General features: G+C 69.0%; 19 protein-coding genes and 1 pseudogene. 9 read left to right on the top strand and 11 right to left on the bottom strand.

Annotated features, from left to right (window positions below; genetic code table 11):
• Positions 1-484: 484 nt before the first annotated feature.
• A complete protein-coding gene (locus ACIA8E_RS35315) occupies positions 485-973 on the bottom strand; it encodes a GNAT family N-acetyltransferase (protein WP_399304523.1) in 489 nt (162 codons plus the stop codon).
• A gap of 264 nt (positions 974-1,237) precedes the next feature.
• A complete protein-coding gene (locus ACIA8E_RS35310; protein WP_399304470.1) occupies positions 1,238-2,908 on the bottom strand; it encodes a TlrC/CarA/OleB/SrmB family ABC-F type ribosomal protection protein in 1,671 nt (556 codons plus the stop codon).
• A 605-nt stretch (positions 2,909-3,513) separates the two neighbouring features.
• Here ACIA8E_RS35310 and ACIA8E_RS35305 point away from each other — a divergent pair.
• Positions 3,514-4,590 (top strand): glycerophosphodiester phosphodiesterase family protein, encoded by a 1,077-nt coding sequence (locus ACIA8E_RS35305; RefSeq protein ID WP_399304468.1) that lies wholly within the window; start codon positions 3,514-3,516, stop codon positions 4,588-4,590.
• A gap of 84 nt (positions 4,591-4,674) precedes the next feature.
• Here ACIA8E_RS35305 and ACIA8E_RS35300 read toward each other — a convergent pair whose 3' ends face one another.
• The 3 genes from ACIA8E_RS35300 to ACIA8E_RS35290 all read right to left on the bottom strand — a co-directional run bounded on the left by ACIA8E_RS35300 (position 4,675) and on the right by ACIA8E_RS35290 (position 9,576).
• Positions 4,675-5,574 (bottom strand): YihY/virulence factor BrkB family protein, encoded by a 900-nt coding sequence (locus ACIA8E_RS35300; RefSeq protein ID WP_399304466.1) that lies wholly within the window; start codon positions 5,572-5,574, stop codon positions 4,675-4,677.
• A gap of 217 nt (positions 5,575-5,791) precedes the next feature.
• Positions 5,792-6,862, bottom strand: coding sequence for a mechanosensitive ion channel family protein (locus ACIA8E_RS35295; RefSeq protein WP_399304464.1), 1,071 nt, complete (start codon positions 6,860-6,862; stop codon positions 5,792-5,794).
• A 248-nt stretch (positions 6,863-7,110) separates the two neighbouring features.
• The gene (locus ACIA8E_RS35290; RefSeq protein ID WP_399304462.1) at positions 7,111-9,576 is read right to left on the bottom strand and encodes an ATP-dependent Clp protease ATP-binding subunit; all 2,466 of its coding nucleotides are present in this window, start codon (positions 9,574-9,576) and stop codon (positions 7,111-7,113) included.
• 303 nt (positions 9,577-9,879) lie between these two features.
• On the opposite strand from ACIA8E_RS35290, the gene ACIA8E_RS35285 reads away from it, so the two are divergent.
• Both ACIA8E_RS35285 and ACIA8E_RS35280 read left to right on the top strand, forming a co-directional pair.
• Positions 9,880-11,202, top strand: coding sequence for an acyltransferase (locus ACIA8E_RS35285; protein ID WP_399304460.1), 1,323 nt, complete (start codon positions 9,880-9,882; stop codon positions 11,200-11,202).
• A gap of 210 nt (positions 11,203-11,412) precedes the next feature.
• Positions 11,413-11,982 (top strand): hypothetical protein, encoded by a 570-nt coding sequence (locus ACIA8E_RS35280; protein WP_399304458.1) that lies wholly within the window; start codon positions 11,413-11,415, stop codon positions 11,980-11,982.
• Positions 11,983-12,288: 306 nt separating this feature from the next.
• Here ACIA8E_RS35280 and ACIA8E_RS35275 read toward each other — a convergent pair whose 3' ends face one another.
• The gene (locus ACIA8E_RS35275) at positions 12,289-14,349 is read right to left on the bottom strand and encodes a phosphocholine-specific phospholipase C (RefSeq protein WP_399304456.1); all 2,061 of its coding nucleotides are present in this window, start codon (positions 14,347-14,349) and stop codon (positions 12,289-12,291) included.
• A 796-nt stretch (positions 14,350-15,145) separates the two neighbouring features.
• Positions 15,146-15,970 carry a GntR family transcriptional regulator gene (locus ACIA8E_RS35270; RefSeq protein ID WP_399304454.1) on the bottom strand — a complete coding sequence of 275 codons (825 nt, stop codon included), beginning with the start codon at positions 15,968-15,970 and terminating at the stop codon, positions 15,146-15,148.
• A gap of 235 nt (positions 15,971-16,205) precedes the next feature.
• On the opposite strand from ACIA8E_RS35270, the gene ACIA8E_RS35265 reads away from it, so the two are divergent.
• From ACIA8E_RS35265 to ACIA8E_RS35245, 5 genes and pseudogenes are all read left to right on the top strand, one after another.
• The gene (locus ACIA8E_RS35265) at positions 16,206-17,360 is read left to right on the top strand and encodes an ABC transporter substrate-binding protein (protein WP_399304452.1); all 1,155 of its coding nucleotides are present in this window, start codon (positions 16,206-16,208) and stop codon (positions 17,358-17,360) included.
• A gap of 8 nt (positions 17,361-17,368) precedes the next feature.
• Positions 17,369-18,274 carry an ABC transporter permease gene (locus ACIA8E_RS35260; protein ID WP_399304450.1) on the top strand — a complete coding sequence of 302 codons (906 nt, stop codon included), beginning with the start codon at positions 17,369-17,371 and terminating at the stop codon, positions 18,272-18,274.
• Positions 18,262-19,095 (top strand): ABC transporter permease, encoded by an 834-nt coding sequence (locus ACIA8E_RS35255; protein ID WP_399304449.1) that lies wholly within the window; start codon positions 18,262-18,264, stop codon positions 19,093-19,095. The genes ACIA8E_RS35260 and ACIA8E_RS35255 overlap by 13 nt, the downstream gene beginning before the upstream one ends.
• 8 nt (positions 19,096-19,103) lie before the next feature.
• Positions 19,104-20,186, top strand: coding sequence for an ABC transporter ATP-binding protein (locus tag ACIA8E_RS35250; RefSeq protein WP_399304447.1), 1,083 nt, complete (start codon positions 19,104-19,106; stop codon positions 20,184-20,186).
• A 103-nt stretch (positions 20,187-20,289) separates the two neighbouring features.
• Positions 20,290-21,000 (top strand): annotated as a pseudogene (locus tag ACIA8E_RS35245) (HAD family hydrolase); the annotation flags it as partial.
• A 236-nt stretch (positions 21,001-21,236) separates the two neighbouring features.
• Here the strand turns inward: ACIA8E_RS35245 and ACIA8E_RS35240 are convergent.
• From ACIA8E_RS35240 to ACIA8E_RS35230, 3 genes are all read right to left on the bottom strand, one after another.
• Positions 21,237-21,953 carry a CE1759 family FMN reductase gene (locus tag ACIA8E_RS35240; protein ID WP_399304445.1) on the bottom strand — a complete coding sequence of 239 codons (717 nt, stop codon included), beginning with the start codon at positions 21,951-21,953 and terminating at the stop codon, positions 21,237-21,239.
• A 151-nt stretch (positions 21,954-22,104) separates the two neighbouring features.
• Positions 22,105-23,292: a CE1758 family FMN-dependent luciferase-like monooxygenase gene (locus ACIA8E_RS35235; protein ID WP_399304443.1), complete on the bottom strand. Its 1,188-nt coding sequence runs from the start codon at positions 23,290-23,292 to the stop codon at positions 22,105-22,107.
• Positions 23,293-23,559: 267 nt separating this feature from the next.
• The gene (locus tag ACIA8E_RS35230) at positions 23,560-24,120 is read right to left on the bottom strand and encodes an NADPH-dependent FMN reductase (protein WP_399304441.1); all 561 of its coding nucleotides are present in this window, start codon (positions 24,118-24,120) and stop codon (positions 23,560-23,562) included.
• An 85-nt stretch (positions 24,121-24,205) separates the two neighbouring features.
• Here ACIA8E_RS35230 and ACIA8E_RS35225 point away from each other — a divergent pair, with 85 nt between their 5' ends.
• The gene (locus tag ACIA8E_RS35225) at positions 24,206-24,667 is read left to right on the top strand and encodes a MarR family winged helix-turn-helix transcriptional regulator (protein ID WP_399304440.1); all 462 of its coding nucleotides are present in this window, start codon (positions 24,206-24,208) and stop codon (positions 24,665-24,667) included.
• A 242-nt stretch (positions 24,668-24,909) separates the two neighbouring features.
• Here ACIA8E_RS35225 and ACIA8E_RS35220 read toward each other — a convergent pair.
• The coding region (locus tag ACIA8E_RS35220; RefSeq protein WP_399304438.1) for an ATP-binding protein at positions 24,910-25,693 on the bottom strand (784 nt) is incomplete at its 5' end.

Below are 25,693 nucleotides of genomic sequence, written 5' to 3'. Positions count from 1 at the left end.
CGCCACATGCCGCTGAGCGCGAGAGGGGGTGAACCGACTCGGGCTGACCGCCACCACCGTTCGTGCCGGTGCGACGCGGAGCCAGCCGGCCGGCCCGTGAATCGATCCTGACGGTTGCAGTTCCAGCGACTGATTCCCCATTCGGTTGTCGAGCCTGGCTCGTTACTGGATGTGGTCACCTCGCCCAAGGCCGGCAGCACGGTTTGGTGGACTGCTCCGGAAGGGACGGCCGTCGCGCAGGATTACCACTGGACGTTCAGGTGACGGCGCGCGAGGCCGACGACAGCTTGTGGGGCTTCTTCCCGGCCCCTTTGGTTCCGTCGAACGCCTGGAGACACGGCAGCGCCGGGTGTTCCTGGAGCGACGACATCGAAGTGACGCCGGCAGCCGCCCGCCCGTGGCTGCGGACATGCAGCTGACGCTCGCCGGCTGGGACCCCTGGTCCTCCGATCCCATCCGACATCACGACTTCAATGGCGGTAGCTCAATCGCCCGATCTCTCGGCATCGTGCCGAAGCCAGACATAATTGACCGGCTGAGCGGCATTCCAGTTCTCGGCAAGGCCAGGGGCCACCGGCATGAACCCGGCCCCCAGATAGCACCTCAGAGCCTTCTCGTTGTCCGGGTGCACGCGCATGAAGACATCGGCCCAACCCGACTCGTGAGCTTGCGCGAGCAGGCCCCGGACGAGCACGCGGCCGAGCCCCTTCCCGCGGGCCTCGGGTGCCACGATGATCCGAGCCAGCTCGACCTCGTCCTCCTCGGCGTCGAACCACAATTCCCCGTAACCGACGAGCTTCTCATCCTCGACGAGCACGTGAGCCTGAACGTCGTCATCCTGCTGCCACGCGGAAATCGTCTGTGCGGGCACAGGGAACTCCTGCCGCCCGCACCACATGACGACTTCCGCGGAAGCAGTCGGCCAGTCCGCCACCGCGGCAGCGTGAGCGGTGGCGAAAGGGAGAAGATGCATACGTGTCAATCCATCCTGGGCCCACGAGCTGATGCGGTACGGGCACCGGCTGTTCGGCCCAGCCACCGCACAGGCCGACACTACGTGCCCCGCTCAGCCACATCCAGCCCGATTCGGGCCCCTCGGCCGGGCACCCGCAGGCTGTAGAACCGGATGAAGTAGTTCTGGCGCCACTGGGAGAGCAAGCATGGTCGAGCGCCTGGCCTTCGTACGCTCAACGAGCAACTGGGAGGCGGCGTCGACATGGAAGCGCAGACCGCCGAACTACTGAGCAACCTGGTCACTCGCAGGGTTACCAGGGCCAGCCAGCTGCGAGACGTGGCCGGCGTTCAGCTCCAGGCGGGTGCCGGTGAAGCGGGTTCGCATACGGCGGTCGTGGGTGACGATGACGACCGCGCCCCGGTAGCCGGTCAGAGCTCCTTCAAGTTCCTCGACCAAGGCCGGGGAGAGATGGTTGGTGGGCTCGTCCAGCAGCAGGAGATCGACGGGTTCGCTCACCAGACGGGCCAGCTCGATACGGCGCCGTTGTCCATAGGACAACTCGCCCACTTTCAGGCGCAGGTCTGCGGGGCTGAACAGGCCGAGCGAGAGGAGACGGTCGGTGTGCTCGTCCAGGTCGCCTCCGCGGCCCTCGGCGAACGCCTGCGGCACCGTCAGACCAGGCGGCCACGGTGATTCCTCCTGCCTCAAGTGCCCGACCCGGCCACGGGTGTGTACCGTCCCCTCCTCGGGCTGCAGTTCACCCGCCAACACCCGCATCAGCGTCGTCTTGCCCGCTCCGTTGGGGCCGGTGACCAGCAGCCGCTCGTCGCCGCCGATCCGCAGCGACGGCACATGCAGACGGTGCCCGACACGGATGCCGGTGAGGTCCGCGGCCGTCTGCCGCGCCGGCCCGTCGACGGTGGTCAAGTGGGCGGCGAACACCAGCGGATCGGGCGGCGGTGCCACGGGACTGTTCGTCAGCCGCTCGACTCGCTCCCTCGCGTTGCGAATACGGCTCATCGCCCCGTGACCGCGGCTGCGGGTACGGAAGGCGCCGTGGCCGAACACGGCGAACGGCAGCTTGCGCGGGATCGCCCCCAGCCGTGCCACATTCGTGTCGGCCAGCTTCTGGTTGCGGACCATCTCCGTGCACCAGTTCTCGTACTCCTGCAACCGGCGCCGCCGCTCGGCGGCTTTGGCGGCAAGATAGCCGTCGTAGCCGTCGCCGTAACGCGCCACCATGCCCTCGTCGACCTCCAGGATCGTGGTGGTGACCCGCTCCAGGAACACCCGGTCATGGGTGACCGCGAGCACGGTGCCACGATGCCCCTGCAGGTGGGCCTCCAGCCAGCGCACCGCCTGGTCGTCCAGGTTGTTGGTCGGCTCGTCCAGCAGCAACAGCTCCGGCTGGGACGCCAGGACCGCGGCCAGCGCCAGCCGCGACCGCTCACCGCCCGACAGCGTGCCCAGCATCCTGTCCCGGGGCAGCCTTGGCAGGCCGAGTCCGCACAGAGCAACGTCCACCCGGGCATCCGCTTCATAACCGTCGCGCGCCTCGAACTCGGCGACCAGCTGGGCGTAGGCATCCAGGGCCGCGGTGAGCCCCACGCCCGCCAGGCCCTGGAGCCCGGTTTCGGCCTGGCGCATGCGCTCCTCGAGGCCGCGCAGATCGGCAAGAGCTTTGTCCACCGCGTCCTGGACGCTGGCCTCGGAAGGCAAAGCCAACGACTGGGCGAGATAGCCCGAGCCGCCCGGCGCGATCACGGTCAGCTCGCCGTTGTCGGGCCGGTCCTGCCCGGCAATCAGTCGCAGCAGGGTGGATTTCCCGGCTCCGTTGTCGCCGATGATCCCGGCCTTGTCGCCAGGCTTGAGGCTGAAAGACACGTCGTCCAGCACGACGTGATCGCCGTGGCGGCGGGCAACATTCTGAAGAGAGAGCTGTGTGGTGAGCATGAAGAGTCCCCTGTTCTCGGCCAGGCCGATCGGAACGGGCAGCTGGACGCATCCGCGCAGACCAGAACACTCCACGGCACGCCGGACAGCAGGCGGCATCGCGGGAGAGCGGGAGCACGGATGAGAACGCGCGACGGCGGAGCCAAGCTCAACGCGGTCGCACGGGGACTGTCACAGGGAACCCATGTACAAGACCGTAGGCCGGGAATCTGCCCGCCTGCAAATCATTTCCCGACGAGGTGGGACAAGCATGTCCCAGGAGCGAGCCGACCGCTTGACGAGCCGCGCGGAGGACGCACTCGACGGCCGTCGAGGCGGACACCGGCGAAGCCGCTGATGGTGCAGCCGGAGGCCACCCTCGGCGTTCCGTACCACCGCCACTCGACGCACGCGATCGGGCCACCGGGACCAGCCCCACATCCTGGGTGGAATCAAACAGACGCCCCGAGCAAAACGCTCTTTCAGCGCGTTCGTCCTCCCTCCGGCATCAGAAGGGGCGATCGTTTTCCGGGCGTTCACGATGAACTCATGTCTGAGCTTCGTGCGATCCGGGGTTGCGGCTTAGCTTCGCAAGGTCCAGTTCGCCCGAAATAGACGAGGCATAGATGTCCCTGCGGCATGCAGTCGCCAGCCTAGCCGTCCTGCCCGTGCTCGCCGTTCCGGCGACCGCGCAGGCGGCCACGGCCCAGCACCACCACCACGTACCGCCCCAGAAGACTCATTTCGACCTGCAGGCCCACCGCGGCGGCCTCGGCCTGACCACCGAGGAGTCGCTGGAGGGCTTCGGCAAGGCTCTGCGCCTCGGCGTGAGCACCCTGGAGCTGGACACCCACATCACCAAGGACCAGAAGGTCGTGGTCAACCACGACCGCCAGATCAGCGCCCAGAAGTGCAAGGACACCGGTCCCGTGACGCCCGGTGACCCGATGTACCCGTATGTCGGCAAGTACATCAAGGACCTGACGCTGGCCCAGATCAAGAGCATGGACTGCGGCTACCAGCAGCTGCCCGGCTTCCCCGAGCAGGAGCAGGTCAAGGGCTTCCGCATGGTGGAGCTCCAGGACGTCCTCAACCTGGTCAAGAGCTACAAGGCCAAGAAGGTCAAGCTGAACATCGAGACCAAGGTGGAGGCCGGCGCGCCCGAGCAGACCGCACCGCGTGAGCTGTTCGTCCGCCGTGTCTTCGAGGAGATCCACCGTTCCGGGATCGAGAAGCAGGTCACCATCCAGTCCTTCGACTGGGGGTCGCTGAAGGAGATGCACAAGCTCGCGCCGTCGTACCCGCTGGTGGCGCTGACGAACTACGACTTCCTCCAGGTCGGCAAGCCCGGCGCCTCCCCGTGGCTCGGTGGCATCGACGCCGACGACTACGACGGCGACTTCGTCAAGGCCGCCGCTGCCGTCCCCGGTGTCACCGCGCTGTCCCCGAACTACGGTTTCCCGCAGAACGGCACGATCGCGGACCCGGCCTTCCGCTTCTACCCCGACAAGAAGATGATCTCCGAGGCCCATGAGCGCGGTCTGAAGGTCATCCCGTGGACCTGTGACGACCCCGCCACCATCGAGGCGCTCATGGACATGGGCATCGACGGGATCATCACCGACTACCCCAACCGCGTGCGGGACATCATGGCCGACCGCGGCATGCGCCTGCCCAAGGCCTACCCCGCGCCGCGTCACTGACGACCGGCACACCACGGACGCGTACGCCCCGGAGCACCCAGCTCCGGGGCGTACCCCGAAAAAAGACCGGCGCGGGTGACGCCGCTACGAGCGGCCCGGCGTCGGCCGCGCCAGTTCGACGTTGAACTGGGCGCCGGCCAGCAGAGCCAGATTGGTGAACCAGACCCAGATCAGGAAGACGACGAGCCCGGCGAGCGAGCCGTACAGCCGGCTGTACGAGCCGATGTGCGTGGCGTACAGGGCGAACCCGGCCGAGGCGACCAGCCACAGGAACGCGGCGAGCACCCCGCCGGGAAGGCTCCGCCGCAGACCCCTGGCCGACGCCGGTCCGGTGCGGAACAGCACCATGATCAGACAGGCCACCAGGAACACCAGGACGGGCCACTTCAGCACGGCCCACAGCGTTTCACTGGCATGTACCAGGCCCAGCCGGTGCCCCAGCCAGCGGGCCAGCGGTCCGGTCAGCACCAGGGCGAACGCGCTGGTCATGAGCAGCAGCAGAAGTCCCACGGCGGTGGCCACGATGATGTGGGCCTTGCGTAGCGCCGGCCGTTTGTCCCGCACCCCGTGCTGGGTGTGCAGCGCCCTGCGGAAGACGGCCAGGTAGCTGGAGGCGGACCACACGGCGCTGACGGTCCCCGTCGCGATGAGCAGCCACACGGCGCCGCGCTCGTGGGTCGCGGCCTCCAGCGGTTGGCGCAACGCGGCTCCGGACTCCGCCGGGGCGAACGCGGTGATGTCGGTGATCAGCGCGTCGGTGGCCCGGGGATTGGCCAGGCCGATCAGAGCGACGGTGACCAGCAGCGCCGGGAGCAGCGCGAGGATGGCGTAGTACGTCAGGGCGGCGGCCCAGTCCGAGAGGTCGTCCTTCCAGATAGACACAGGGGTACGGCACAGGGCGGACCGCCAGTGGGCGGCCCGCCCTGCAGGGCCGACCTGGCGGGGGACGCGTCCGGCGGCGGTTGCGGTGGTCTTGCTCGGCACGGCTGGTTCTCCGGGGGACGTGGTCAGGCGCGGCGCGGCCTGGCAGCGCCGGGGGAGGCAGCGGATCCCCCGGTGTATGGACATCCTTGCTACCACTTCCGCTTCTGCCACCGTCACCGGGTCGTACACCCGCCGCGTCCCGGAGCGTGGCGGCGGAGGTCGGTCGATGACCGCTGTCAGCACCACCGCCGCGGCGGTTGTCGGGGCTCGGGGCAGCTCACAAGCCGACGGTGCGCTGGTGTGGGATCGGCACCGGAGTCTCTCCCTGCTGCACGGCCACCGTCCGCATCGGGGCGGGAATCTTGATGCCTTCGGCCCGGTAGCGCTGGTGCAGGCGCTTGATGAACTCGTGCTTGATCAGGTACTGGTCGCTGAACTCACCGGCCCGAAGGATCACCGTGAAGTTGATCCTGGAATCCCCGAAGGTGTGGAACCGGACGGCCGGTTCATGGTCGGGGACGCCGCCGGTGATGTCGGTCATGACGCTCGCGACGACCTCGGCGGTCACGCGCTCGACGTGCTCCAGGTCGCTGTCGTAGCCGACTCCGACCTGGACCAGCACCGACATCTGCTGTTCCGGCCGGTTGAAGTTGGTCATATTGGTGCCGGCCAGTTGGGCGTTGGGGATGATCACCAGGTTGTTCGACAGCTGACGCACCACGGTATTACGCCAGTTGATGTCGACCACGTACCCTTCCTCGCCGCTGCTCAGCCGGATGTAGTCGCCGGGCTGCACCGTCTTCGAGGCGAGGATGTGCACGCCCGCGAACAGGTTGGCGAGAGTGTCCTGCAGCGCCAGAGCGACCGCGAGGCCGCCCACACCCAGTGCGGTGAGGAGCGGGGCGATGGAGACACCCAAGGTCTGCAGCACGACGAGAAAGCCCATCGCCAGCACCACGACGCGCGTGATGTTGACGAAGATGGTGGCCGACCCGGCCACCCCGGACCGGGACTGGGCGACGGACCGCACCAGACCGGTGATCACCCGGGCCGCGGTGAGTGTGGCTACCAGGATGAGCAGCACGGTCAGCGTCCGGTTGACGTTGCGTCCGACCTGCGAGGTCAGCGGGAGCACCGCGGCGGCCGCCGCCACGCCCGCAGCTATCGCCGCCCAGGGCGCCAGGGTCCGCAGAGAGTCGACGATGACGTCGTCCCCGCTCCACCGCGTCCTGCGCGCACGCTCTCCCAGCCACCGCAGGGCGGCGCGCAGCAGCAGTCCCGCCAGGACGCCGGCAGCCACCATGACCCCGGCGACGATCAGGTCGTGGAGTGTGAGTGCCCGGTTCACCGGTTGCCTCCCGTCGAGAGGCGGAGCGGTCCGGCGGCGGAATCCGTTGCCGGGTGCCGTATGTGATCTATTGTCACCTTGTGATACCTGCTTGATTCTCGGATCCGAAACGACCTTCCATCCTGCCGCATCCGGCGGGCAGGTCGGCACGCGGCTTCGGGTACCCCGTGTGATGACCCAGGGGGACACAAGGGCAGGTCGGGCGTGGCATCCAACAGTGGAAGCAGGCCGATGCGCCGGACGGCTCCTCAGCCTTCCGAACCGTCGACGGTGCAGACGAGCTCGCCGTCCTGGGCGTCGCAGACGACTGTGTCGCCGGGGTTGAGCGCCCCGTCGAGCAGCATGTTCGACAGCCGGTTGTCCAGCTCGGACTGAATCGTGCGGCGCAGCGGCCGGGCGCCGAACTCGGGCTGGTAGCCCCGGTTGACCAGCAGCTCCTTGGCCGTTTCGGTGACTTCCAGATCGATCTTCTGCGCGTGCAGTCTGCGGCGGCTGCGCTCCAGCAGCAGGTCGACGATCCGGATCAGATCCTTCCGGGTCAGGGCGTGGAAGACGACGATCTCATCGATCCTGTTGAGGAATTCGGGCCGGAAATGCGCCCGCAGCTCGGCCATGAGGTCGTCCCTGATCTCGTCGACCGAGCCCGAGTGGTCCAGGATGTGCTTCGACGCGATGTTGCTGGTCATGATGATCACGGTGTTGCGGAAGTCGACCGTACGGCCCTGTGCGTCCGTGAGCCGCCCGTCGTCCATGACCTGGAGCAGCAGATTGAAGACGTCCGGGTGGGCCTTCTCCACCTCGTCGAAGAGCAGGACGCAGTAGGGCTTGCGGCGCACCGCCTCGGTGAGTTGCCCCGCTTCCTCGTAGCCGACGTATCCGGGCGGGGATCCGACGAGCCGGGAGACGGTGTGTTTCTCCTGGAACTCGCTCATGTCGAAGCGGACCATTCGGTCCTCGCCGCCGAACAGCAACTCTGCGACCGCCTTCGCGAGTTCGGTCTTGCCGACGCCGGTGGGGCCGAGGAAGAGGAAGCTGCCGGTGGGGCGGCCGGGGTCACCCATGCCCGCGCGGCCGCGGCGCACGGCCTGGGCCACGGCGGTGACCGCCTCGTCCTGGCCGATCACGCGCTTGTGGAGTGCCTCTTCGAGTTTCAGGAGCCGCTCGCGCTCGGTCTCGGTGAGCTGTGAGACAGGAATGCCGGTGCGCCTGGACAGTACTTCGGCGATGTCCTCGGCGGTGACATCGGCGACCTCGGCCCGCTCCCCGCCGAGATCGGCGAGTCGGTGCTCCGTCTCCCGGATGAGCGATTTGAGCTCGGCCGCGCGCTCGAAGTCCTCGTTGCTGACCGCTTCGTCCTTCTCCCGGTTCAGCATGGTGAGCCGGTCCTTGAGCTCGGCGGCCTCGGTGCTGCCACTCACGCCGCGCAGCGCCACCCGCGCTCCCGCCTGGTCGAGGAGGTCGATGGCCTTGTCCGGCAGGAAGCGGTCGGTGATGTAGCGGTCGGACAGCGCGGCCGCGGCGTCGACGGCCTCGTCGGTGATACGCACCTGGTGATGGGCTTCGTACGAGTCGCGCAGCCCGCGCAGGATCTCGACGGTCTCGTCCACGGTCGGCTCGCGCACCATCACGGGCTGGAATCGTCGTTCGAGGGCGGCGTCCTTCTCGATGTTCTTGCGGTACTCGTCGATGGTGGTCGCGCCGACGAGACTGAGATCTCCGCGGGCCAGCGCGGGCTTGAGGATGTTTCCGGCGTCCATGGCGCCTTCGCCTCCGCTCCCGGCACCGACCATGGTGTGCAGTTCGTCGATGAACAGGATGATGTTCTTCTCCGCAGCGGTGACCTCGTCGATCACCTTCTTGAGCCGCTCCTCGAATTCGCCGCGGTACTTGGAGCCTGCGACGAGTCCGGCCATGTCGAGTGAGACGACCCGCCTGTCCTGCAGGGCCTTGGGCACGTCACCGGAGATGATCCGCTGTGCCAGCCCCTCCACGATGGCGGTCTTCCCGACGCCGGGGTCGCCGATGAGCACGGGATTGTTCTTGGACCGGCGGGAGAGGATCTCCACGGTCTGCTCGATCTCGTCGGCCCGGCCGACCACGGGATCGAGCCGCCCGCTGCGAGCCTCGTCGGTCAGATCACGCCCGTAGTCGTCGAGGGTCGGGGTGCTGCTGTGCCCGTCGGCCGCGGACCGCCGACCGCCGAGGCCCTCGCGCAGCGTCTGCGGGGAAGTCCCCTCGGAACGCAGCATCTGCGCGGCATCGGAACTCGGTTCCTCCAGCAGCGCACTGAGGATGTGCTCGGGGCCTATGTACGAAGCGCCGCTTGCCTGGGACCGAGCGTGAGCGGCCAGCAGAGCCCGTTTCGCGGAAGGCGTCAGGGCGGGCTCCCCGTTCCCGCTGCCTGAGGGCAGTAGCTCTTGCACGTCTGCCGCCAGCCTGTCCGGATCGACGCCGGCCTGTTCCAGCAGGCGGCGGGCCGGCGCCACCTGCGTGGCGGCCCACAGCAGATGCTCGGTGGCCAGGTCGGACCCGTCCTCCGCAGCCCGGGCGCCGGCAGCCGCCAGCAGTTCGTGCGAGGAGTCACTGAGGAGGCGGCCGATGGGCACGCGTTGTACGGCGGGCGGAGAGGCCGCCGGGCTCATTCCGAAGAAGCGATCGAAAAGGTCGGAAAACGGGTCGCCTGACCCGAAGGGAGAAGACGTCACAGTGCTCACCCGATCCGGCGCGGGCTGCCGCGGGCGCCACACGACCGCGTGCCCCCTGCTGTCGTCGATTGCCCGTACACGTCCAGTCTTCGCCAGGAGGGGCCATCATGCGACCGGAGGAGGTCAGGCATGACGGCGAGCTCGCGTGGGCGACCGGCCACGGATCGCAAGTGCTGCCCAGCCGGCAACTACCGTACGAAGTCGTTGCATCGCGGACTCCTGACACGGGAGTGATGTCGTACCGAGTACGAATTGGTTGCGGTCTCGACTTCCCACCGTGGTTCCATCGCCTCTGCGACAGCATGACGACGCATGAGCAGAGACCGCTATGTCGACTTCATGCGCGCGTGGGCCATCGTCCTGGTGGTGATGGGGCACTGGCTGATCACCGCCTTGGTCCCAGGACCAGGTGGGCAGATCACCGCGCCGGAGCTGCTGGTGACCATTCCCTGGACCCAGTGGCTGACCTTGGGGTTCCAGATCATGCCGTTGTTCTTCCTGGCCGGGGGGCACGCAGCGGGCGGTTCCTGGTCGCGGGTCCGTGAGACGGGTGGTACGGCCGCCGGGTGGGTCGGACGGCGGGCGTTGCGGCTACTGCTTCCGGCGGCCGTGTACAGCGGGCTGGTGCTGCTCGCCGTCGGGATCTGCTCGGCCGTCGGCGTGGATCCGGACACCCTCGCGTTGGTGGGGTGGGCGATGGCGATGCAGTTCTGGTTCCTGCCGGTGTATCTGCTCCTCAGCGCCCTGACTCCGTCGCTGCACGCGGCGCACCGGCGCTGGAGCCTGCTCGTTCCCGTGGCGATGGGCGCGGCCGCCCTGGCGGCCGACGCGTTGACGTTGGCGGTAGGTGTGCCGTACGTCGGTCTGCTCAACTATGTGCTGGTGTGGGGCGTGGCCTACCAGCTGGGCTTCTGCTGGCGCGACGGCCTGCTGACGGGGCGTCGGCGGGTGCCGGTCGCGATGGCGGCGGGCGGGGGACTGGCCTTCGTGGCGCTGATCACGCTCGGGCCGTTCCCGGTCAGCCTGATCCTGGTGACCGGGCAGAACCCCAGCAACACCGATCCGCCGTCGGCGGCCATGCTGGCGTGGGCAGTGGCCCAGGTCGGCCTGTGTCTGCTTGCCGCGCCGGCGGTACGGCGGCTTCTGGACCGCGAGCGTGTGTGGCGGGCGGTGCGCCATGTGGGCGGCGCCAGCATGACGCTGTACCTGTGGCACATGCTGCCGGTTCTGGGCGTCGCCGCCGCGTTCTACCTGACCGGGATCGCGCCCGCGCCCGCGTTCGGGTCCGCGGCATGGTGGGGGCTGCGGGTGCCTTGGCTGCTGGTTCTCGGCGTTGTCCTGGTCGGTGTTCTCCTGGCGCTGCGGCCGCTGGAGCACCGGCAGGCGCTTCTGTACGAGCGAGTCCGGCCGGACATCGGCTTGCGCCGCTCTTGGCCGCTGTGGCTCGGCCTGGCGACAACCGTTGCCGCTCTGAGTTGGTTCGCCATGCGGGGCTTCGCATATGGCGGCCGCTTTCCTGTGCTGCCCGCGCTGAGCCTGGCGGTGGGCACGACGCTTGTGATGGCCCGCCGACGGACGACGGTGCACCGAACCACCGATGATGAGTCCAAGAACACCTTGAGGAAGGCCGCCTGACGCCATGTCGGGTCGGCATCCGGGTCCGTTGTGATGTCGGCCGGGCAACTACTCATGCAGGTCTGAGTAGTTGCCCTCAGGTGCGGGGCGGTCGTGGTCTTCTACCGTCCGATTCATGTGCTCGGTTCGGGGTCTCACCAGTGATTTCGCCGTTGTGTTGCCGGGTGTCTGCTGTCCGACCGCCCGCTGGGTCGGGGGAGGGAGCAGCGGATGCTGAGGAAGTGCTCCGTTCCTTCGGTTCTGTGGCTCACCGGCGCTCTACTGGCCGTGGGCCTGTCCGTGGTCGGTCACCAGGTGTGGGAGGGAGAGCCGTATCCGGCGGTTGTGCCTGACCAGGTTGCGGTACGGCTCAAGGGGGAGGCTCAGCGGGTGTACGAGGAAGTGGCGCTACCTGGGCGGCCTGGCGTGAATTCCAGTGGTGTGGAAACGGGCGCCTGTTACTACCGGGGGCTGCGGTCCATCGCCCACATCGACGAAGGCCGCAGCGACGTGCGCAGCTTTGTTCTCGAGTGGCGGGTGACAGACGTCCCGCGAAGCACCGCCCGTGCCGGCCAGGAACGCGTACGCCGACGGCTGGAGCACGAGGGCTGGAGGCTCACCGGCGAGAACGTCTCCGACATGGGGTTCCGCTTCGAGCACCCGGACACCGACGACATGGTCGCCGTGGACTGGTACGAGCCCACCGGGACGCTCGCCGTCAGTGCCTACGCCCCGTGCGGGAAGCTCCCGGCCGGCTTCGACGAGTACGCATGGCCGGAGTCCGAATGGAGCGCCGGGTGACCGCCGCGCGGAGACGGACCGGCACGTCCCCCTCAGATGACAGCTAGGGCCTCTCGTTTGGATCATGCTGGGCTCGCGGGGGTCTGGCACGCACATCTGCGGCGTTGTCGTCAGTTTTCCCCGAGCTCTCGGCTTCGCTCGAGCAGGGGACGCCCCATTCGCTCCGCGTGGGCTCCTTCCTCCGCCTTGCAGCTGCACGCTCCGGACCCCGCTCCCTGATCCAGCCTGATCCAAACGAAAGACCCTGGTGGAGCGGCGTCGGCCGCGGTCCGGTGGTACCGGGCCGCGGCCGGAACGGGAGCGGGGTCAGCGGGCGGAGAAGGCCGGGTCGCTAGTGCTCGCGTGGCCGCTCTCCACGTGGGCGGCAAGGCGGCGCACGAAGGTGCCGTCGTGGTCGGCGGTCACGGTCAGGTCGTACCAGCCATGGGTGCGCTCGGTCCTGGCCGAGTGCACCACGTGGGCGCCGGGGCGCAGCCGGTAGGTGGCCGGCTTGTGCTTGCCGTACTCGTCCTTGATCGTGAGCGTGATGGTGTTGCGGCCGTCGTTGGTCAGGACGAGGCGCACGGCTCCGTCCTTGCTGTCGTGGCGGGCGTCGACCTCGGGGCCTGCGGCGGTGACCTTGCCGGCGAACTGGCGCAGGAAGCCGTTGGGACCGTGGACGGTGAAGTCGTAGGCGCCGTGCGAGTTCGCGGAGACGTTCCAGACGCCGGACAGCGAGTGCCCCGAACCGACGGTGTACGTCCACGGGCCGGAGGCGTCCGTCGCGGAGGTGACCAGGAAGCCGGCGCCGGCCTTGCCGTGGGAGGCGAAGTCGATCCGCAGCGAGCCCGCGGCGCCGACCTTGCCATCGACCGCGAGGTCGTACGGGATGGGTCGGGCGGGGCGCAGACCGTGCTCCTGGCGGGGCAGCGCGCCCTTGGCCGGCGGCGTCGGCACGTAGTCGGGGTGCCGGTCACCGTCGGGCGGCAGGTAACCGGTGGTGTCGGGCAGGTGCGGCGTGTGGCTGTCCTTGTGCCGGAAGTCGAACGCCGTGGTCAGGTCACCGCAGACGGCACGGCGCCAGGGGGAGATGTTGGGCTCCGTCACGCCGAAGCGGCGCTCCATGAACTGGATGATCGACGTGTGGTCGAAGGTCTGGGAGCAGACGTAGCCGCCCTTGCTCCACGGCGACACCACGAACATCGGGACGCGCTGACCCAGGCCGTACGCCCCCGCCGGGCGGCCGCTGTCGCCCGCGTACAGGTCGCCGCTGACGTCGACGGTGGACTTGCCCTGTGCGGCCGAGCCGGCCGGGAAGGGCGGCACGACGTGGTCGAAGAAGCCGTCGTTCTCGTCGTAGGTGATGAACAGTGCTGTCTTGCTCCACACATCGGGGTTGGAGGTGAGCGCGTCCAGAACCTGCGAGATGTACCAGGCACCGTAGTTGGCGGGCCAGTTCGGGTGCTCGGTGAAGGCTTCGGGCGCGACGATCCACGAGACCTCGGGCAGCTTGCCGGCCTTCACGTCGGCACGGAGGATGTCGAAGAAGCCCTCGCCCTTGCGTGCGTCGGTGCCGGTGCGGGCCTTGTCGTACAGCGGGTCGCCGGGCTTGGCGTTGCGGTACTGGTCGAAGTACAGCAGCGAGTTGTCGCCGTAGTTGCCTCGGTAGGCGTCCCCGATCCAGCCCCAGCCGCCGTCCGCGTCCAGGCCGTCGCCGATGTCCTGGTAGATCTTCCAGGAGACGTCGGCGTTCTCCAGCCGCTCCGGGTACGTGGTCCAGGCGTAGCCCGCCTCGTCGTTGCCGAGGACCGGGCCGCCGCCCTTGCCGTCGTTGCCGGTGTAACCCGTCCACATGTAGTAGCGGTTCGGGTCGGTGGAGCCCATGAACGAGCAGTGGTAGGCGTCGCAGACCGTGAAGGCGTCGGCGAGCGCGTAGTGGAACGGTATGTCCTCACGGGTCAGGTGCGCCATCGTCGTGGCGGACTTGGCCGGGATCCACTTGTCGTACTTGCCCTTGTTGAAGGCGGCCTGGGTGTCGTTCCAGCCGTGCGGCAGGTCCTCCAGGAAGGCCAGGCCGAGGTCCTTGGCGTCCGGGTGGAAGGGCAGGATCTCCTTGGTGCCGTCCGACTGGTGCCAGACCGGCTTGCCGCTCGGCAGCGTCACCGGGCGCGGGTCCCCGAAGCCCCGAACGCCGCGCAGTGCGCCGAGGTAGTGGTCGAAGGAACGGTTCTCCTGCATCAGGACGACGATGTGCTCGACGTCCTTGATGGAGCCCGTCCTGCGGTGCGCGGGGATCTCCGCCGCGCGAGCGATGCTGGTGGACAGAGCGGACAGAGCAGCGGTGCCGCCCGCAAGTTGCATGAACCGTCTGCGGTCGATGGCATTCATGAAGAGCATGTCTCCCGGAAAATCCGTAGGCCGTAAAGAGTGCAGCGGCCAGCATTTCCCAACTTGTTCAAACAAGTGGCGGCGTAGAAGCGAACCATTCGGGAAACCTGTCCCAACCCGGCGCGTGACCGGGGGGCAGGGCTGACCGGGTCGAAGCGTGCCGAATGCCGGGAACACCCCACCAGGGCAAGGCTGTTGTCCCGGGCCGCAGTGTGCGGCGCAAAACGCCTTCGGTCCTGGCTCCGGTCACCGTCCCGTCGCGCACGACCCCCGCCCGCTGGGTGGAGCGCAGCGTGTGAGCTCTGCTCGTCGGCGAATCAGGCCCGGGTGAACGTCATCCGCACCTCGCTGCACGCTGCGGACCTCGGACGAAGGCGACGGCCGGCAGCAGGGATCGCCGCGTTCCTGGGCAGCATTCAGGAGGCCTTGGGTGAGCTGGAGTTCTCGTGCAGATTCGCTGCGTGGAGCCATCTGCCATGCAGAGCCGGGTCTCAGTTGCCGGCAGAGGACGTCGACCCCCTGTCTCCCTCCGCAGGCGCCGCCACGGACGGCAGCGGAGGTCACTTGAGCGGATGTTCTCAATCGGCAGGCGCGGTCGGTACCGACGAGACGGGACAGGTCACCTGCACCACGTCGATCCTCTCGGGGCGAGCCGGTCCATGTGCCGGCGGATGGGTCGGGTGCCTGCGCCTATCGGTGGCTTCTACGGGGCGAATCGGCGCGCGAGTGCGGTAGCGCGTGCGCGTGCCGGGCGTCGCAGGGCGGGCGGGACGTCACGGTCATGCCTGGGCCCGGGTCATGCCTGGGCCCGGAGGCCGAGAACCGGTGCGACCCCGGCCCGGCGGCCCCCGGCTGTCTTCGCGGGACTCGCCGGCGTCGCGCCCGGGCCGGTCCGACGGGCCAGCGCGTTGTTGCCGATCGAGTTGTGGACGCTGAAGCTCACCGCGTCGGAGCAGTACCGGTCGTCGGACCACTCGACGGGGCGGCCCTCGCGGGTGGTCGTGACCCGGCGCACCCGAAGCAGCGGACTCGTCCGGCGCACGCCCAGCAGTTCGGCGTCCTGCGCTCCCGCCGCCACCGCGTCGATCAGATGCTCACCGTACGCGAAGACCAACCCCGAGTCCTCGAAAAGCCGTTGCGTCACCGATGGACAGTCCGCCTCGATGCGCTCCACAGCCGGGGCGATCCAGTCCGCGTACACCGTCCGTTCCAGCAGCACCGGTTCGCCGTCCAGGCCGCGCAGCCGCAGGACGTGGAGCACCGGTACGCCGACCGGCATCTGGAGGCGTACCGAGTCCTGGGCGGTCGTGGGACGGTACTCCGAGGACACCACCCGGCCCGTCGCCGTACGGCCCATCGCGCGCGCCCACTGGGCGAAGCTGCGCAGCTCGGCGAAGCTCTGATTGCGGCGGCTGGCGAGCACCACGCGCCGCGCGCCCTGCCGGGACCCGATCAGACCCTCCGAGGTCAGGGCGGCGACGGCCTGGCGGACGGTGCCGCGCGAGACGCCGTAGCGTGCAGCGAGTTCTGTCTCAGGGAGCAGCCGGCTGCCCACCGCGTACTCATCGCGATCGATCGCCTCGCGCAACTCCTCGGCGATCTCCTCGTGTCGGGCTGCCATGGTCCCCTCTCGTGCTGTGCGCAGTGTGCAGGTGAACCAGCGTAGACGAGAACGGGAAGGGCTCCGTTCTCGTGGAGGGCATCCGACGAGTGTCCAGGAGAGTGGTGGTCACAGTTGCCCCTCTGTTAACCGGGGCGTCATGGAGGGCGTGCCTACTGAGGACAACTTGTTCAAACAAGTTCTCTGTCGAGCCCCAGCGGGACTCTCCGCCCGGGGCGCCACACCAGGAGAGATCGTGACGTTGCCCCTGTCCAGGATCGCCGTGCTCACCGGCGGCCTCGCCGTCGCCGCCCTCAGCCTCAGCGCCTGTGGCGCAGCCACCAGCCAGTCTGCCACCACCCCCGACGGCAAGAAGGCCGCCACCGCCGGCTCCGCGACGGACTTCGGCGGCATGGACGCCCTCGTCGCCGCGGCGAAGAAGGAGGGCACGCTGCACGCCATGGCGCTGCCCCGCGACTGGGCCAACTACGGCGCGTTGATCGACGGCTTCACCAAGAAGTACGGCATCAAGATCGAGGTCGAGAACCCCGACGGCAGCAGCCAGGACGAGATCAACGCGGTCACCTCGCGCAAGGGCCAGGACCGTGCCCCCGACGTGCTGGACCTGGGCAGCTCGTTCGCCCTGAGCGGGGCCCAGCAGGGACTGTTCGCGCCGTACAAGGTCGCCTCGTACGACGACATCCCGGCCGCGCAGAAGGACCCGCAGGCACGCTGGTACAACGACTACGGCGGCTACGTCTCCATCGGCTGCGACGCCAAGCGCGTCAAGCACTGCCCCACCACCTTCAAGGACCTCCTCAAGCCCGAGTACAAGGGCCAGGTCGCGCTCAACGGCAACCCGACCAAGTCCGGCTCCGCGTTCGGCGGCGTCTACGCGGCGGCCCTGGCGAACGGCGGTTCCCTCGACGATGTCCAGCCGGGACTGGACTTCTTCGCCGAGCTGAAGAAGAACGGGAACTACACGCCGGTCGAGTCGACCCCGGCGACCGTCGAGAAGGGCGAGACGCCCATCAGCATCGACTGGGACTACCTCAACGCCGGCTATGCCGACGAGTTCAAGAGCAAGGGCGTCGACTGGAAGGTCTCCGTCCCGTCCGACGGCCGGTACGCGCAGTACTACTCGCAGGCCATCACCAAGGACGCCCCGCACCCCGCCGCCGCCCGCCTCTGGCAGGAGTACCTGTACAGCGTCGAGGGTCAGAACCTCTGGCTCAAGGGCTACGCCCGCCCGGTGCTGATGCCCGCCATGGACAAGGCGGGGACGCTCGACAAGGAGGCCGCCGCCAAGCTCCCCGAGGTCTCCGGCGCGGTCACGTTCCCGACCGAGGCCCAGCAGAACAAGGCCAAGGGCGTCATCGCCCAGGGCTGGGGCAAGGCCGTCTCGGGATGACCTCCGGCATGACTGTCACTTCCGCGCCGCCCCCCGTGGCAGCCGCGCCCGCCGCCGCTGCCCCGGGGCGGCGGCGCCGGAGCGCCGGGTGGCTCGCCGTCGTTCCGTTGCTCGTCTTCGTGGCGATCGCCTTCGGGATCCCGGCCCTGGCCATGCTGAACGGCGCCTTCACCGTCAAGGACCCGGCCACCGGCGCCACGTACTACACCACCGCCAACCTGACCGCGTCGCTGCACGGCGCCTATCTGACAGCGCTCCTGGGCAGCGTCAAACTGTCCGCCGTCTCGGCGGCCATCGCCATGCTCCTCGGGCTGCTGCTCGCCCAGGCCGTGGTGGTCTCCCGCTTCCGCGCACTGCGCGAGGCCGTACTCACCGCCTCCGGGGTGCTCGCGAACTTCGGCGGCGTCCCGCTCGCCTTCGCCTTCGTCGCGACGCTCGGCAACTCCGGTGTCCTCACAACCCACCTGGGCCTCGCCGACGCGGGCTGGACCCTGTACAGCTTCTGGGGCCTGACTCTCACATACCTCTATTTCCTGATCCCGCTGATGGTCCTCACCATCACGCCCGCCCTCGACGGGCTGCGCTCCCAGTGGCGCGAGGCCGCCCGGAACAACGGCGCCACACATGCCCAGTACTGGCGGCACGTCGCCCTGCCGGTGCTCGCGCCGTCGTTGCTCGGTGGTCTGGTGCTGCTGTTCGGCAGCGCCTTCGCCGCCTACGCCACTGCCGCCGCCATGGTCGGCAGCTCGGTCCCGCTGGTCACCCTGCAGATTGCCGACGCCATCTCCGGCAATGTCCTGGTCGGCCAGGAGAACGTGGCTCTGGCCCTCAGCCTCGACATGGTCCTCGTCGCGGGCCTGGTGATGGCCGTGTACCTGCCCCTGCAACGACGGAGCGCGCGATGGCTCGCCTGAACACCACCTTCCGCCCCGGGCGGGCCGCGGTCCTCGCCGTCGCCGGGCTCTACTTCCTGGTGCCGCTGGCAGCCTCCGTGATCTTCACGGTCGACGTGCCGGGTCAGGGCCTGAACGTCGACGCGTACGCGCAGATCCTCGGCACCGACGGCTTCCTGCCCAGCCTGGTGCTCTCCCTCGAACTGGCCGCAGCCACGATCGCCGTCGTTCTGCTGCTGATGGTGCCCGCCATGGTCGCGCTGCGGCTCGGCGCGCCCCGGCTGCGGCCCGTGGTCGAGGTCATCTGCTCGCTGCCGCTGATCGTCCCGCCGATCGCGTTCGTCGCCGGGATCGGAACGGTCCTCAAGTGGGGTCCCGAGTACCTCGCGACGACGCCGCTCTTCCAGACGTTCGTCGCGCTCCAGAACCCGGACTTTCCGGTCGTGCTCGTCCTCGCCTACGTCGTGATGGCTCTGCCGTTCGTCCACCGTGCCCTCGACGCGGGGCTGCGCGCCGTCGACGTGCGCACGCTCGTCGAGGCCGCCCGCAGCTGCGGCGCGGGCTGGCCTCAGGCCCTCGTCCGCGCGGTACTGCCGAACCTCCGCGGCGCGCTGCTGAACGCGGCGTTCCTCACGCTGGCACTCGTGCTGGGGGAGTTCACGGTCGCCCAGCTCCTCGGCTTCCAGCCATTCGCCGTGTGGATCTACAGCATCGGCGGTTCCCAGGCCCAGATGTCCGTCGCCGTCTCCGTGCTCAGCCTGTTCCTGACCTGGGCACTCCTCCTGGCGGTCGCCACCCTCGGCGGCCGCCGCGCCCCCTCCCGTACCGCCTCCCAGGGATGACCCCCACCATGACGATCACCACGCTGGAGAAGGCCGCCACGACCGGCGCCGCAACCGTCGAATTCCGCGGCATGCGTCGCAAGTTCGGCGCCACCGTCGCCCTCGACGGCCTCGACCTGACCGCGCGGCCCGGAGAACTCCTCGCCCTGCTCGGCCCGTCCGGCTGCGGCAAGACCACCGCACTGCGCGTGCTCGCCGGGTTCGAACACCCGGACTCCGGCGAGGTACTCGTCGACGGCGAGGACGTGACCCGGGTGCCGGCCCACCGCCGCGACGCCGGGATGGTCTTCCAGTCGTACAGCCTTTTCCCACACCTCACCGCGCTCGACAACGTCGCATTCGGGATGCGCATGCGCAAGGTCCGTACGGCCGAGCGGCGCGCCCGCGCCGCCGAGCTGCTGGAGTTGGTAGGCCTCGGGGACACGGGTGAACGCTTCCCGCACCAGCTTTCCGGCGGGCAGCAGCAGCGCATCGCGCTGGCCCGCGCGCTCGCGCTGCGCCCGCGGGTCCTGCTGCTCGACGAACCGCTGTCCGCGCTCGACGCCAAGGTACGGCTGACGCTCCGCGAGGAGATCCGCCGTCTGCAGCAGGAACTCGCCATCACCACACTCTTTGTGACGCATGATCAGGAAGAGGCACTCTCGATGGCCGACCGCGTCGCCGTGATGCGCGCGGGGCGGCTGGAGCAGTGCGCTGCCCCCGCCGAGCTGTACGCGCGGCCCGCAACCGCGTTCGTCGCCGAGTTCGTCGGCACCATGAGCCGGATCCCGGGCGTCCTCGACGCCGAGCGCACGACGGTGGCGGTCCTGGGGCGACGGCTGCCCGTGGACGGCGACCCGGGCGAGGGCAACGACGTGGACGTCCTCGTACGACCCGAAGCCGTCCGGCTCGCCGCGGACGACATGGGCGACGCCAGAGTCGTCGCCACCGCCTTCCTCGGCGCCGTCACCCGCGTCGCCGTCCGCCTCGCCGACGGCACCGAGGTCAAGGCCGACCTGCCGACGCACGACGCGGCGGTACTCGCCGCGGGCACCGCCGTGACCGTGATGCTCCCGGACCGGCCGGTGCTGGTCGCGGCCCGGCGCCACTGAATCCCGGCGTCGCCGCATCCGAATGCCCGCAGGACGTCTGCAGGCGTACTGCCCTGCAGGACGTCAGCACCCGCCCTACGCCAACCCGCTGAAAGAGACCTTTGTGAAGCACCCGCGCACCACGCCCGTCCAGCCGTCGCTGCTGGAAGCCGTGCTGTTCGACATGGACGGCACCCTCGTGGACACCGAGCAGCTGTGGTGGGGGGCCGTCGACGAGGTGGCTGCCGGGTTGGGTTACACACTCACGGAGGCCGACCAGCCCGATGTGCTGGGCCGCCCCGTGGAGCACACGGCGAGGGCACTGGGCCGGGCCGCCGGCGCGCCGGTCGACGCGGTCGCCGCTGAGCTCCACAGGGAATTCGCGGCCCGGGTGCGCGCCGACGTCGTGCCGCGCCCCGGCGCTGTCGAGCTGCTCGTGGCGCTGCGCAGCGAGGGCGTTCCCACCGCCCTCGTCACGGCCTCGCCGCGGCACGTCGCCGACACCGTCGTGAAGGCCCTGGAGGCCTTGGGCGCGGGCCGGTTCACCATCACGGTCACCGCCGACGACACGCTCCGCACGAAACCCGACCCCGATCCGTACCTCGCCGCCTGCCAAGCCCTGGGTGTGGCTCCGGGCGCCTGTGTGGCCGTGGAAGACACGCCTACGGGCGTTGCCTCGGCGGAAGCGGCGGGCTGCCATGTCCTCGCGGTCCCGTCCGTCGCACCCATCGAACCGCGGGACCGGCGCACGGTTCTCGGGAGCCTGGAGGAGGCGTCCTTGGGGCTGCTGAGTGCGCTCGTGCGCGCCGGGGTACCGGAATCGCGTGCGCTCACCGAGCCGGCTCAGGCTCAGGGGAGGCGCGCCCTGGGCCCGGCCCGTTGAGGCCGGGCGTGGTGGTGGGCGCGGGCACCGGCCTGGAAAGTGACGCCACCACTTGTCCTTGTTCGTAGTTCACGCGATGCCCGTCACCAGGCCTCGCCACCGGGTGCTGTGCGCCCTCCTGCAACGGACCGGGGCCGTCGCGCAGGGGTGTTCCCGCTCGGCGCCTCCACCGGTAGGTATTCGCGCTCTCACGCTGTTCCGCCGGCGGCGAGTCGCATGAGGTCGGTGTTGAAGTCGACGTCGTCGGTGGTGTGTTCGGCGCGGGTGGCGTTGCCCCCGAACTGGTGTTGGTAACCGGTCCAGGCGCTGTCGGCGATCGACCGGCCGACGCCGCTGCGCAGCAGGAGTACGAGTTCGGTGGCGGCGCGTTGGATCCGGTCGCCGAGCGCGGCCTGCCCCCAGTCCTCGGGTGCGGCGAAGAGGGAGGTGGGCACGGGGAGGGCGCGCAGGAAGGCGAACAGGGGCCGGAGTTGTTCGTCGACAACCATGGCGTGCCGGGATGTGCCCGCGGTGGCGGCGAGGATGACCGGTTTGGCGATGAGCAGGTCGTTGTCGAGGATGTCGGCGAAAGACTTCAACAGTCCACTGATGCCTGCCTTGTATACGGGTGTGCCGGTGATGACGGCGTCGGCCGCGGCAAGGCGTTCGAATGCGGTCTTGAGGCGCTCGCTGGGGAATCCGGAGACGATCGCCTGGGCGATGTCGACCGCGAGCGGTCCGAGCTCGATGACACCGACGGTCGCGGACCTGTCGGATTCGAGGAGCAGGTCGAGGACTTTTTGCGCGGTGCGGTCCACGAGAAGGCGGGTGGACGAGGGTTCGCTCACACCAGCGCTGACGACGACGAGGCGCAAGGGACTGTCCGGTTCGGAGGAATCGTGCGGGTCGGAGGTGTTGAGGCTCATGCGGGGTTTCTTTCCTCTTTCTTCGGCGCGGTGGATGTCGCTGCCTCGTACTCGTCGGCCTCGAAGCGCGCGAGGCCGACGTCGCGGAGCGCCTCGCCCGGGAGAAGGCCTCCCACGCCTCGATCGCGAGTGGAAATGCTGCCTGCCCTGGTCACACGGCCGACGGGAAGTGTGCCTCGACGGCCGGGTCGCTGTCCTGGTACGGGGATGCGCCGGAGAGGTTGTCGCCGCGGTTCGGGTTCGGGCGCGGCTGCCGTGGCTCGGCATCGCCGTACTTCTCCGTGACCCGGGTGCTGTGGACGGGGGCGTCGGGCACTCCAGGGGCGCGCCTGCCGGCCATCTCCTTGCGGAGCACCGGGACGACCTCGGTTCCGAGCAGTTCGACCTGCTCGAGCGCCATCTCGACAGGCAGGCCCATGCCGTCGAGCGCGAAGAGCTGGCGCTGGTAGTCGCCGAAACCCTCCTGGAAGGTGAGGGTCTTGTCGATGACCTCCTGCGGACTGCCGACGCTCAGGGGTGTGCGGGTCATGTAGTCATCGAGCGAGCTCCCCCGGAAAACCGGATACTCCTCGAAGTACGGGCGGAAGGTGTTCACGGCATCCTGGGACCGCCGGGCGATGAACGCCTGCCCGCCGAGACCGACGATTGCCTGTTCCTTCGTGCCATGTCCGTAGTGCTCGAAACGTGCGCGGTAGAAGTCCACGAGCGGCTTGAAGTGCAGGTTCGGCGCCAGGATGTGATTGGCGAAGTACCCGTTGCCGTAGTAAGCGGCCTGCTCGGCGATCTCGGGCGTGCGGATCGAGCCGTGCCAGACGAAGGGCGGCACGTCGTCCAAGGGCCGCGGGGTCGAGGTGAAGCCCTGCAACGGAGTGCGGAAGGTGCCCTCCCAGTCCACGACATCCTCCCGCCAGAGCCGGTGCAACAGGTTGTAGTTCTCCAGAGCGAGAGCCACGCCCTGCCGGATGTCCTTTCCGAACCACGGATAGACCGGCACCGTGTTGCCACGCCCGATCATGAGATCGAGCCGTCCCTTCGCCACGTGCTGGAGCATGGCGTAGTCCTCGGCGATCTTCACCGGGTCATTCGTGGTCATGAGCGTGACCGACGTGCTCAGGATGATGCGCTCGGTCAGCGCCGCGATGTGTGCCAGCAGGGTGGTGGGCGAGGACGGGATGAAGGGGGGATTGTGGTGCTCGCCGAGTGCGAACACATCCAAGCCGACCTCGTCGGCCCGCTGCGCCACTCGCATCACGTTGCTGATGCGTTCCGCCTCGCTCTGGGTGTGGCCGGTGACCGGGTCGGGTGCGATGTCGCCGACCGTGAAGATTCCGAACTGCATTCTGTCCGTCTTTCTGTGTTGTCCCTGCGCGGGGACACCCCTCCGCCACCTGGGTGCGGATCGTCTCGCCGTGCGACAGCGGCCGGCCCTGGGCGTCGTGGGTCACGTCACCGAACGTGTCCGGCCCGAGCGTGATCGGGGGCCCTGGCATCGACGGGTTCGTCATTTCCCACAGCGGTCGAAAGGGTGGCGCAGGCCCTGCGCTCCGCACCGGCGTCGGGGACGCTGGTGCGGAGGGGTGTCAGCGGCGCCTCGTGATAGCTCGCGTCAGCCGACGCGCAGCGGAGCGAGGGCGTTGCTCCAGGCGACGACCTGGTCGAGAGTGGTGGTGAGGCTCTCGCTGTGGAGGTCGGCGGGCTTGAAGACGCTGAAGTTCTCGAAGTCGGTGAACAGGGAGAGCGCCACCTGGGAGCGGACGTCCGCCATCTGCAGCTCACCGGCGATCAGGCGCAGGTGCTCCACGGCGCGGGTGCCGCCGGTGGAGCCGTAGCTGACGAAGCCGAGGGACTTGTTGGCCCACTCGGCGGCCAGGAAGTCGATGGCGTTCTTCAGGGCACCGGGCACCGAATGGTTGTACTCGGGGGTCACGATGACGAAGCCGTCGAACGAGGCGATCTTCGCGGCCCACTCCTGCGTGTGCGGCTGGTTGTACTGACCCATCGCAGGCGGGTACACCTCATCCAGCAGCGGCAGCTTGTAGTCCAGCAGGTCGACGAGTTCGTACTCCGCGTCGGTGCGGGCCGTGGCCAGCCCGTGCACCCAGTGGGCGACGGCCTCGCCATTACGTCCGGGGCGCGTACTGCCGAGGATGATGCCAATCTTTGTCATCTTTTGTTCCTTTGCTTGGGTATGTACTTGCTGAGTCAAGTAAATGACCGAGTACTTGCCTTGTCAAGGAGATAGGATGTGAGGCATGCCCCGCGACGAACAGCCCCTGCGCCCCTTGGACCAGACCGAGGAATTGCTCGTGCGCGCCCTGGGCAATGTCATGACGGCGCTGCCACGACTGGTGGACGCGGACATGGTCCGTGACGGAGCGCTTCCCCTTTCCGAGTACACCCCCCTCATGTTCCTGTCCGAGGCTCCCCACCACCGGATGCGGATGAGCGAACTCGCCGCTGCCTGCAACCTGTCCCTCAGCGGAATGACCCGCGTCGTCAACCGCCTCGAAAAGCAGGGACTCATCCAACGAGCCAAGTGCCAGGAAGACCTACGCGGATGGAACGCCGTCCTCACCGCCGACGGCCTCGCCCGCCTGCGGGAAGCCTGGCCCTCCCATCTGGCCAGCATCCGACGGCACGTCCTCGACAACCTCGCCGGCCACGACCTCGCCGCACTCGGCGCCGCACTCCAACGCGTGGCGACCGCACCCTGACCCTACGAACACCCTGACCCGTCGACGTGGCGATCATCGGGACGCCGAGGGGAAGGTGGTCGGCGCACGGCAGGCCCGGCCCCGGGCGACACGGCCCTGGCATCCGATGAAGCGCAGCGGCACCAGGATCGCGAGCGGCATCGGTGAGCCGCGGCAACGGTGACCGCCCCTACGGAGCCGACGGCACGGTACCGAGGTGTTCCACGACGCGGGACGGCTCCTCAAGCACGGCCGCGGTGCCCTCAGGCAGGAGGCCCGGCATCGTTTCGGCGCTCCGTCGACACCCCTGTCGGTTGCTCGGCCCAGACGGTCTTTCCCCGGGTTTGGTAGCGGGTGCCCCACTGGTCCGCGAGGCTTGCGATGATGAACAGCCCCCGGCCGGTCTCGTCGATGGTGCGGGCATGCTTCACCTGCGGAGCGCTGGTCGCGTTGTCGCTGACCTCGCAGGTCAGCATCCGTTCGAAGATCAGGCGTAGTTGCAGGGGCGGAGTGCCGTAGCGGACGGCGTTGCCGACGAGCTCGCTGACGATGAGCTCGGTGGTGTACGCCGTCTCCTCGTCCACCCCCCAGGCCGCCAGCTGGTGGCGGGCCGCTGCGCGGGCGATCGGTGCGGCCTCGGGGTCCGCGGGCAGCGAGAGGGTCAGTACCCGGTCCTGGGGCAGCGCCTTCGTGCGGGCGAGCAGCATCAGTGTCTCGCCGGTCCGGTGGCCGTCCGGGAGCGCGTGCGCGATGTCGTCGCACAGGTCAGGCAGGGGCCTTGTGCCGGCGCCGTCCAGGAGCGGGCGCAGTGGACCGGACGGCGTCAGGACCTCGTCCGCGAGCGCGGCCGTGCCCATCGCCAGAGTGCTTCCTTCCGGGAGGCTGACGGTCGTCGCGGGGAATGGGGCGTTGCCTGTTCCGGCGAGTGGGGGGCCTGGAGGGACGGACAGACCGGCCGAGGTGCCGTCGGGGAATACCGCGACCGGCTCCGGGAGACCGGCGCGGGCGATGGTGCAGGTGAGTTCGACCGGGTCGTAGATCGCGATG

The sequence above is a fragment of the Streptomyces sp. NPDC051664 genome, assembly GCF_044453545.1.
GTDB lineage: Bacteria > Actinomycetota > Actinomycetes > Streptomycetales > Streptomycetaceae > Streptomyces.
Note: the sequence above shows the minus strand (reverse complement) of the source record. Positions and strands in the feature narration are given on the sequence as shown.

Excerpts from the sequence above, each read along its gene's own strand:
- ACIA8E_RS35270 (WP_399304454.1), bottom strand. The coding sequence starts at position 15,970 with ATGGCAGCCCGACACGAGGAGATCGCCGAGGAGTTGCGCGAGGCGATC.
- ACIA8E_RS35235 (WP_399304443.1), bottom strand. The coding sequence starts at position 23,292 with ATGCAGTTCGGAATCTTCACGGTCGGCGACATCGCACCCGACCCGGTC.
- ACIA8E_RS35315 (WP_399304523.1), bottom strand. The coding sequence starts at position 973 with ATGCATCTTCTCCCTTTCGCCACCGCTCACGCTGCCGCGGTGGCGGAC.
- ACIA8E_RS35255 (WP_399304449.1), top strand. The coding sequence starts at position 18,262 with ATGGCTCGCCTGAACACCACCTTCCGCCCCGGGCGGGCCGCGGTCCTC.
- ACIA8E_RS35260 (WP_399304450.1), top strand. The coding sequence starts at position 17,369 with ATGACTGTCACTTCCGCGCCGCCCCCCGTGGCAGCCGCGCCCGCCGCC.
- ACIA8E_RS35250 (WP_399304447.1), top strand. The coding sequence starts at position 19,104 with ATGACGATCACCACGCTGGAGAAGGCCGCCACGACCGGCGCCGCAACC.
- ACIA8E_RS35275 (WP_399304456.1), bottom strand. The coding sequence starts at position 14,349 with ATGAATGCCATCGACCGCAGACGGTTCATGCAACTTGCGGGCGGCACC.
- ACIA8E_RS35280 (WP_399304458.1), top strand. The coding sequence starts at position 11,413 with ATGCTGAGGAAGTGCTCCGTTCCTTCGGTTCTGTGGCTCACCGGCGCT.
- ACIA8E_RS35285 (WP_399304460.1), top strand. The coding sequence starts at position 9,880 with ATGAGCAGAGACCGCTATGTCGACTTCATGCGCGCGTGGGCCATCGTC.
- ACIA8E_RS35310 (WP_399304470.1), bottom strand. The coding sequence starts at position 2,908 with ATGCTCACCACACAGCTCTCTCTTCAGAATGTTGCCCGCCGCCACGGC.
- ACIA8E_RS35225 (WP_399304440.1), top strand. The coding sequence starts at position 24,206 with ATGCCCCGCGACGAACAGCCCCTGCGCCCCTTGGACCAGACCGAGGAA.
- ACIA8E_RS35240 (WP_399304445.1), bottom strand. The coding sequence starts at position 21,953 with ATGAGCCTCAACACCTCCGACCCGCACGATTCCTCCGAACCGGACAGT.
- ACIA8E_RS35305 (WP_399304468.1), top strand. The coding sequence starts at position 3,514 with ATGTCCCTGCGGCATGCAGTCGCCAGCCTAGCCGTCCTGCCCGTGCTC.
- ACIA8E_RS35230 (WP_399304441.1), bottom strand. The coding sequence starts at position 24,120 with ATGACAAAGATTGGCATCATCCTCGGCAGTACGCGCCCCGGACGTAAT.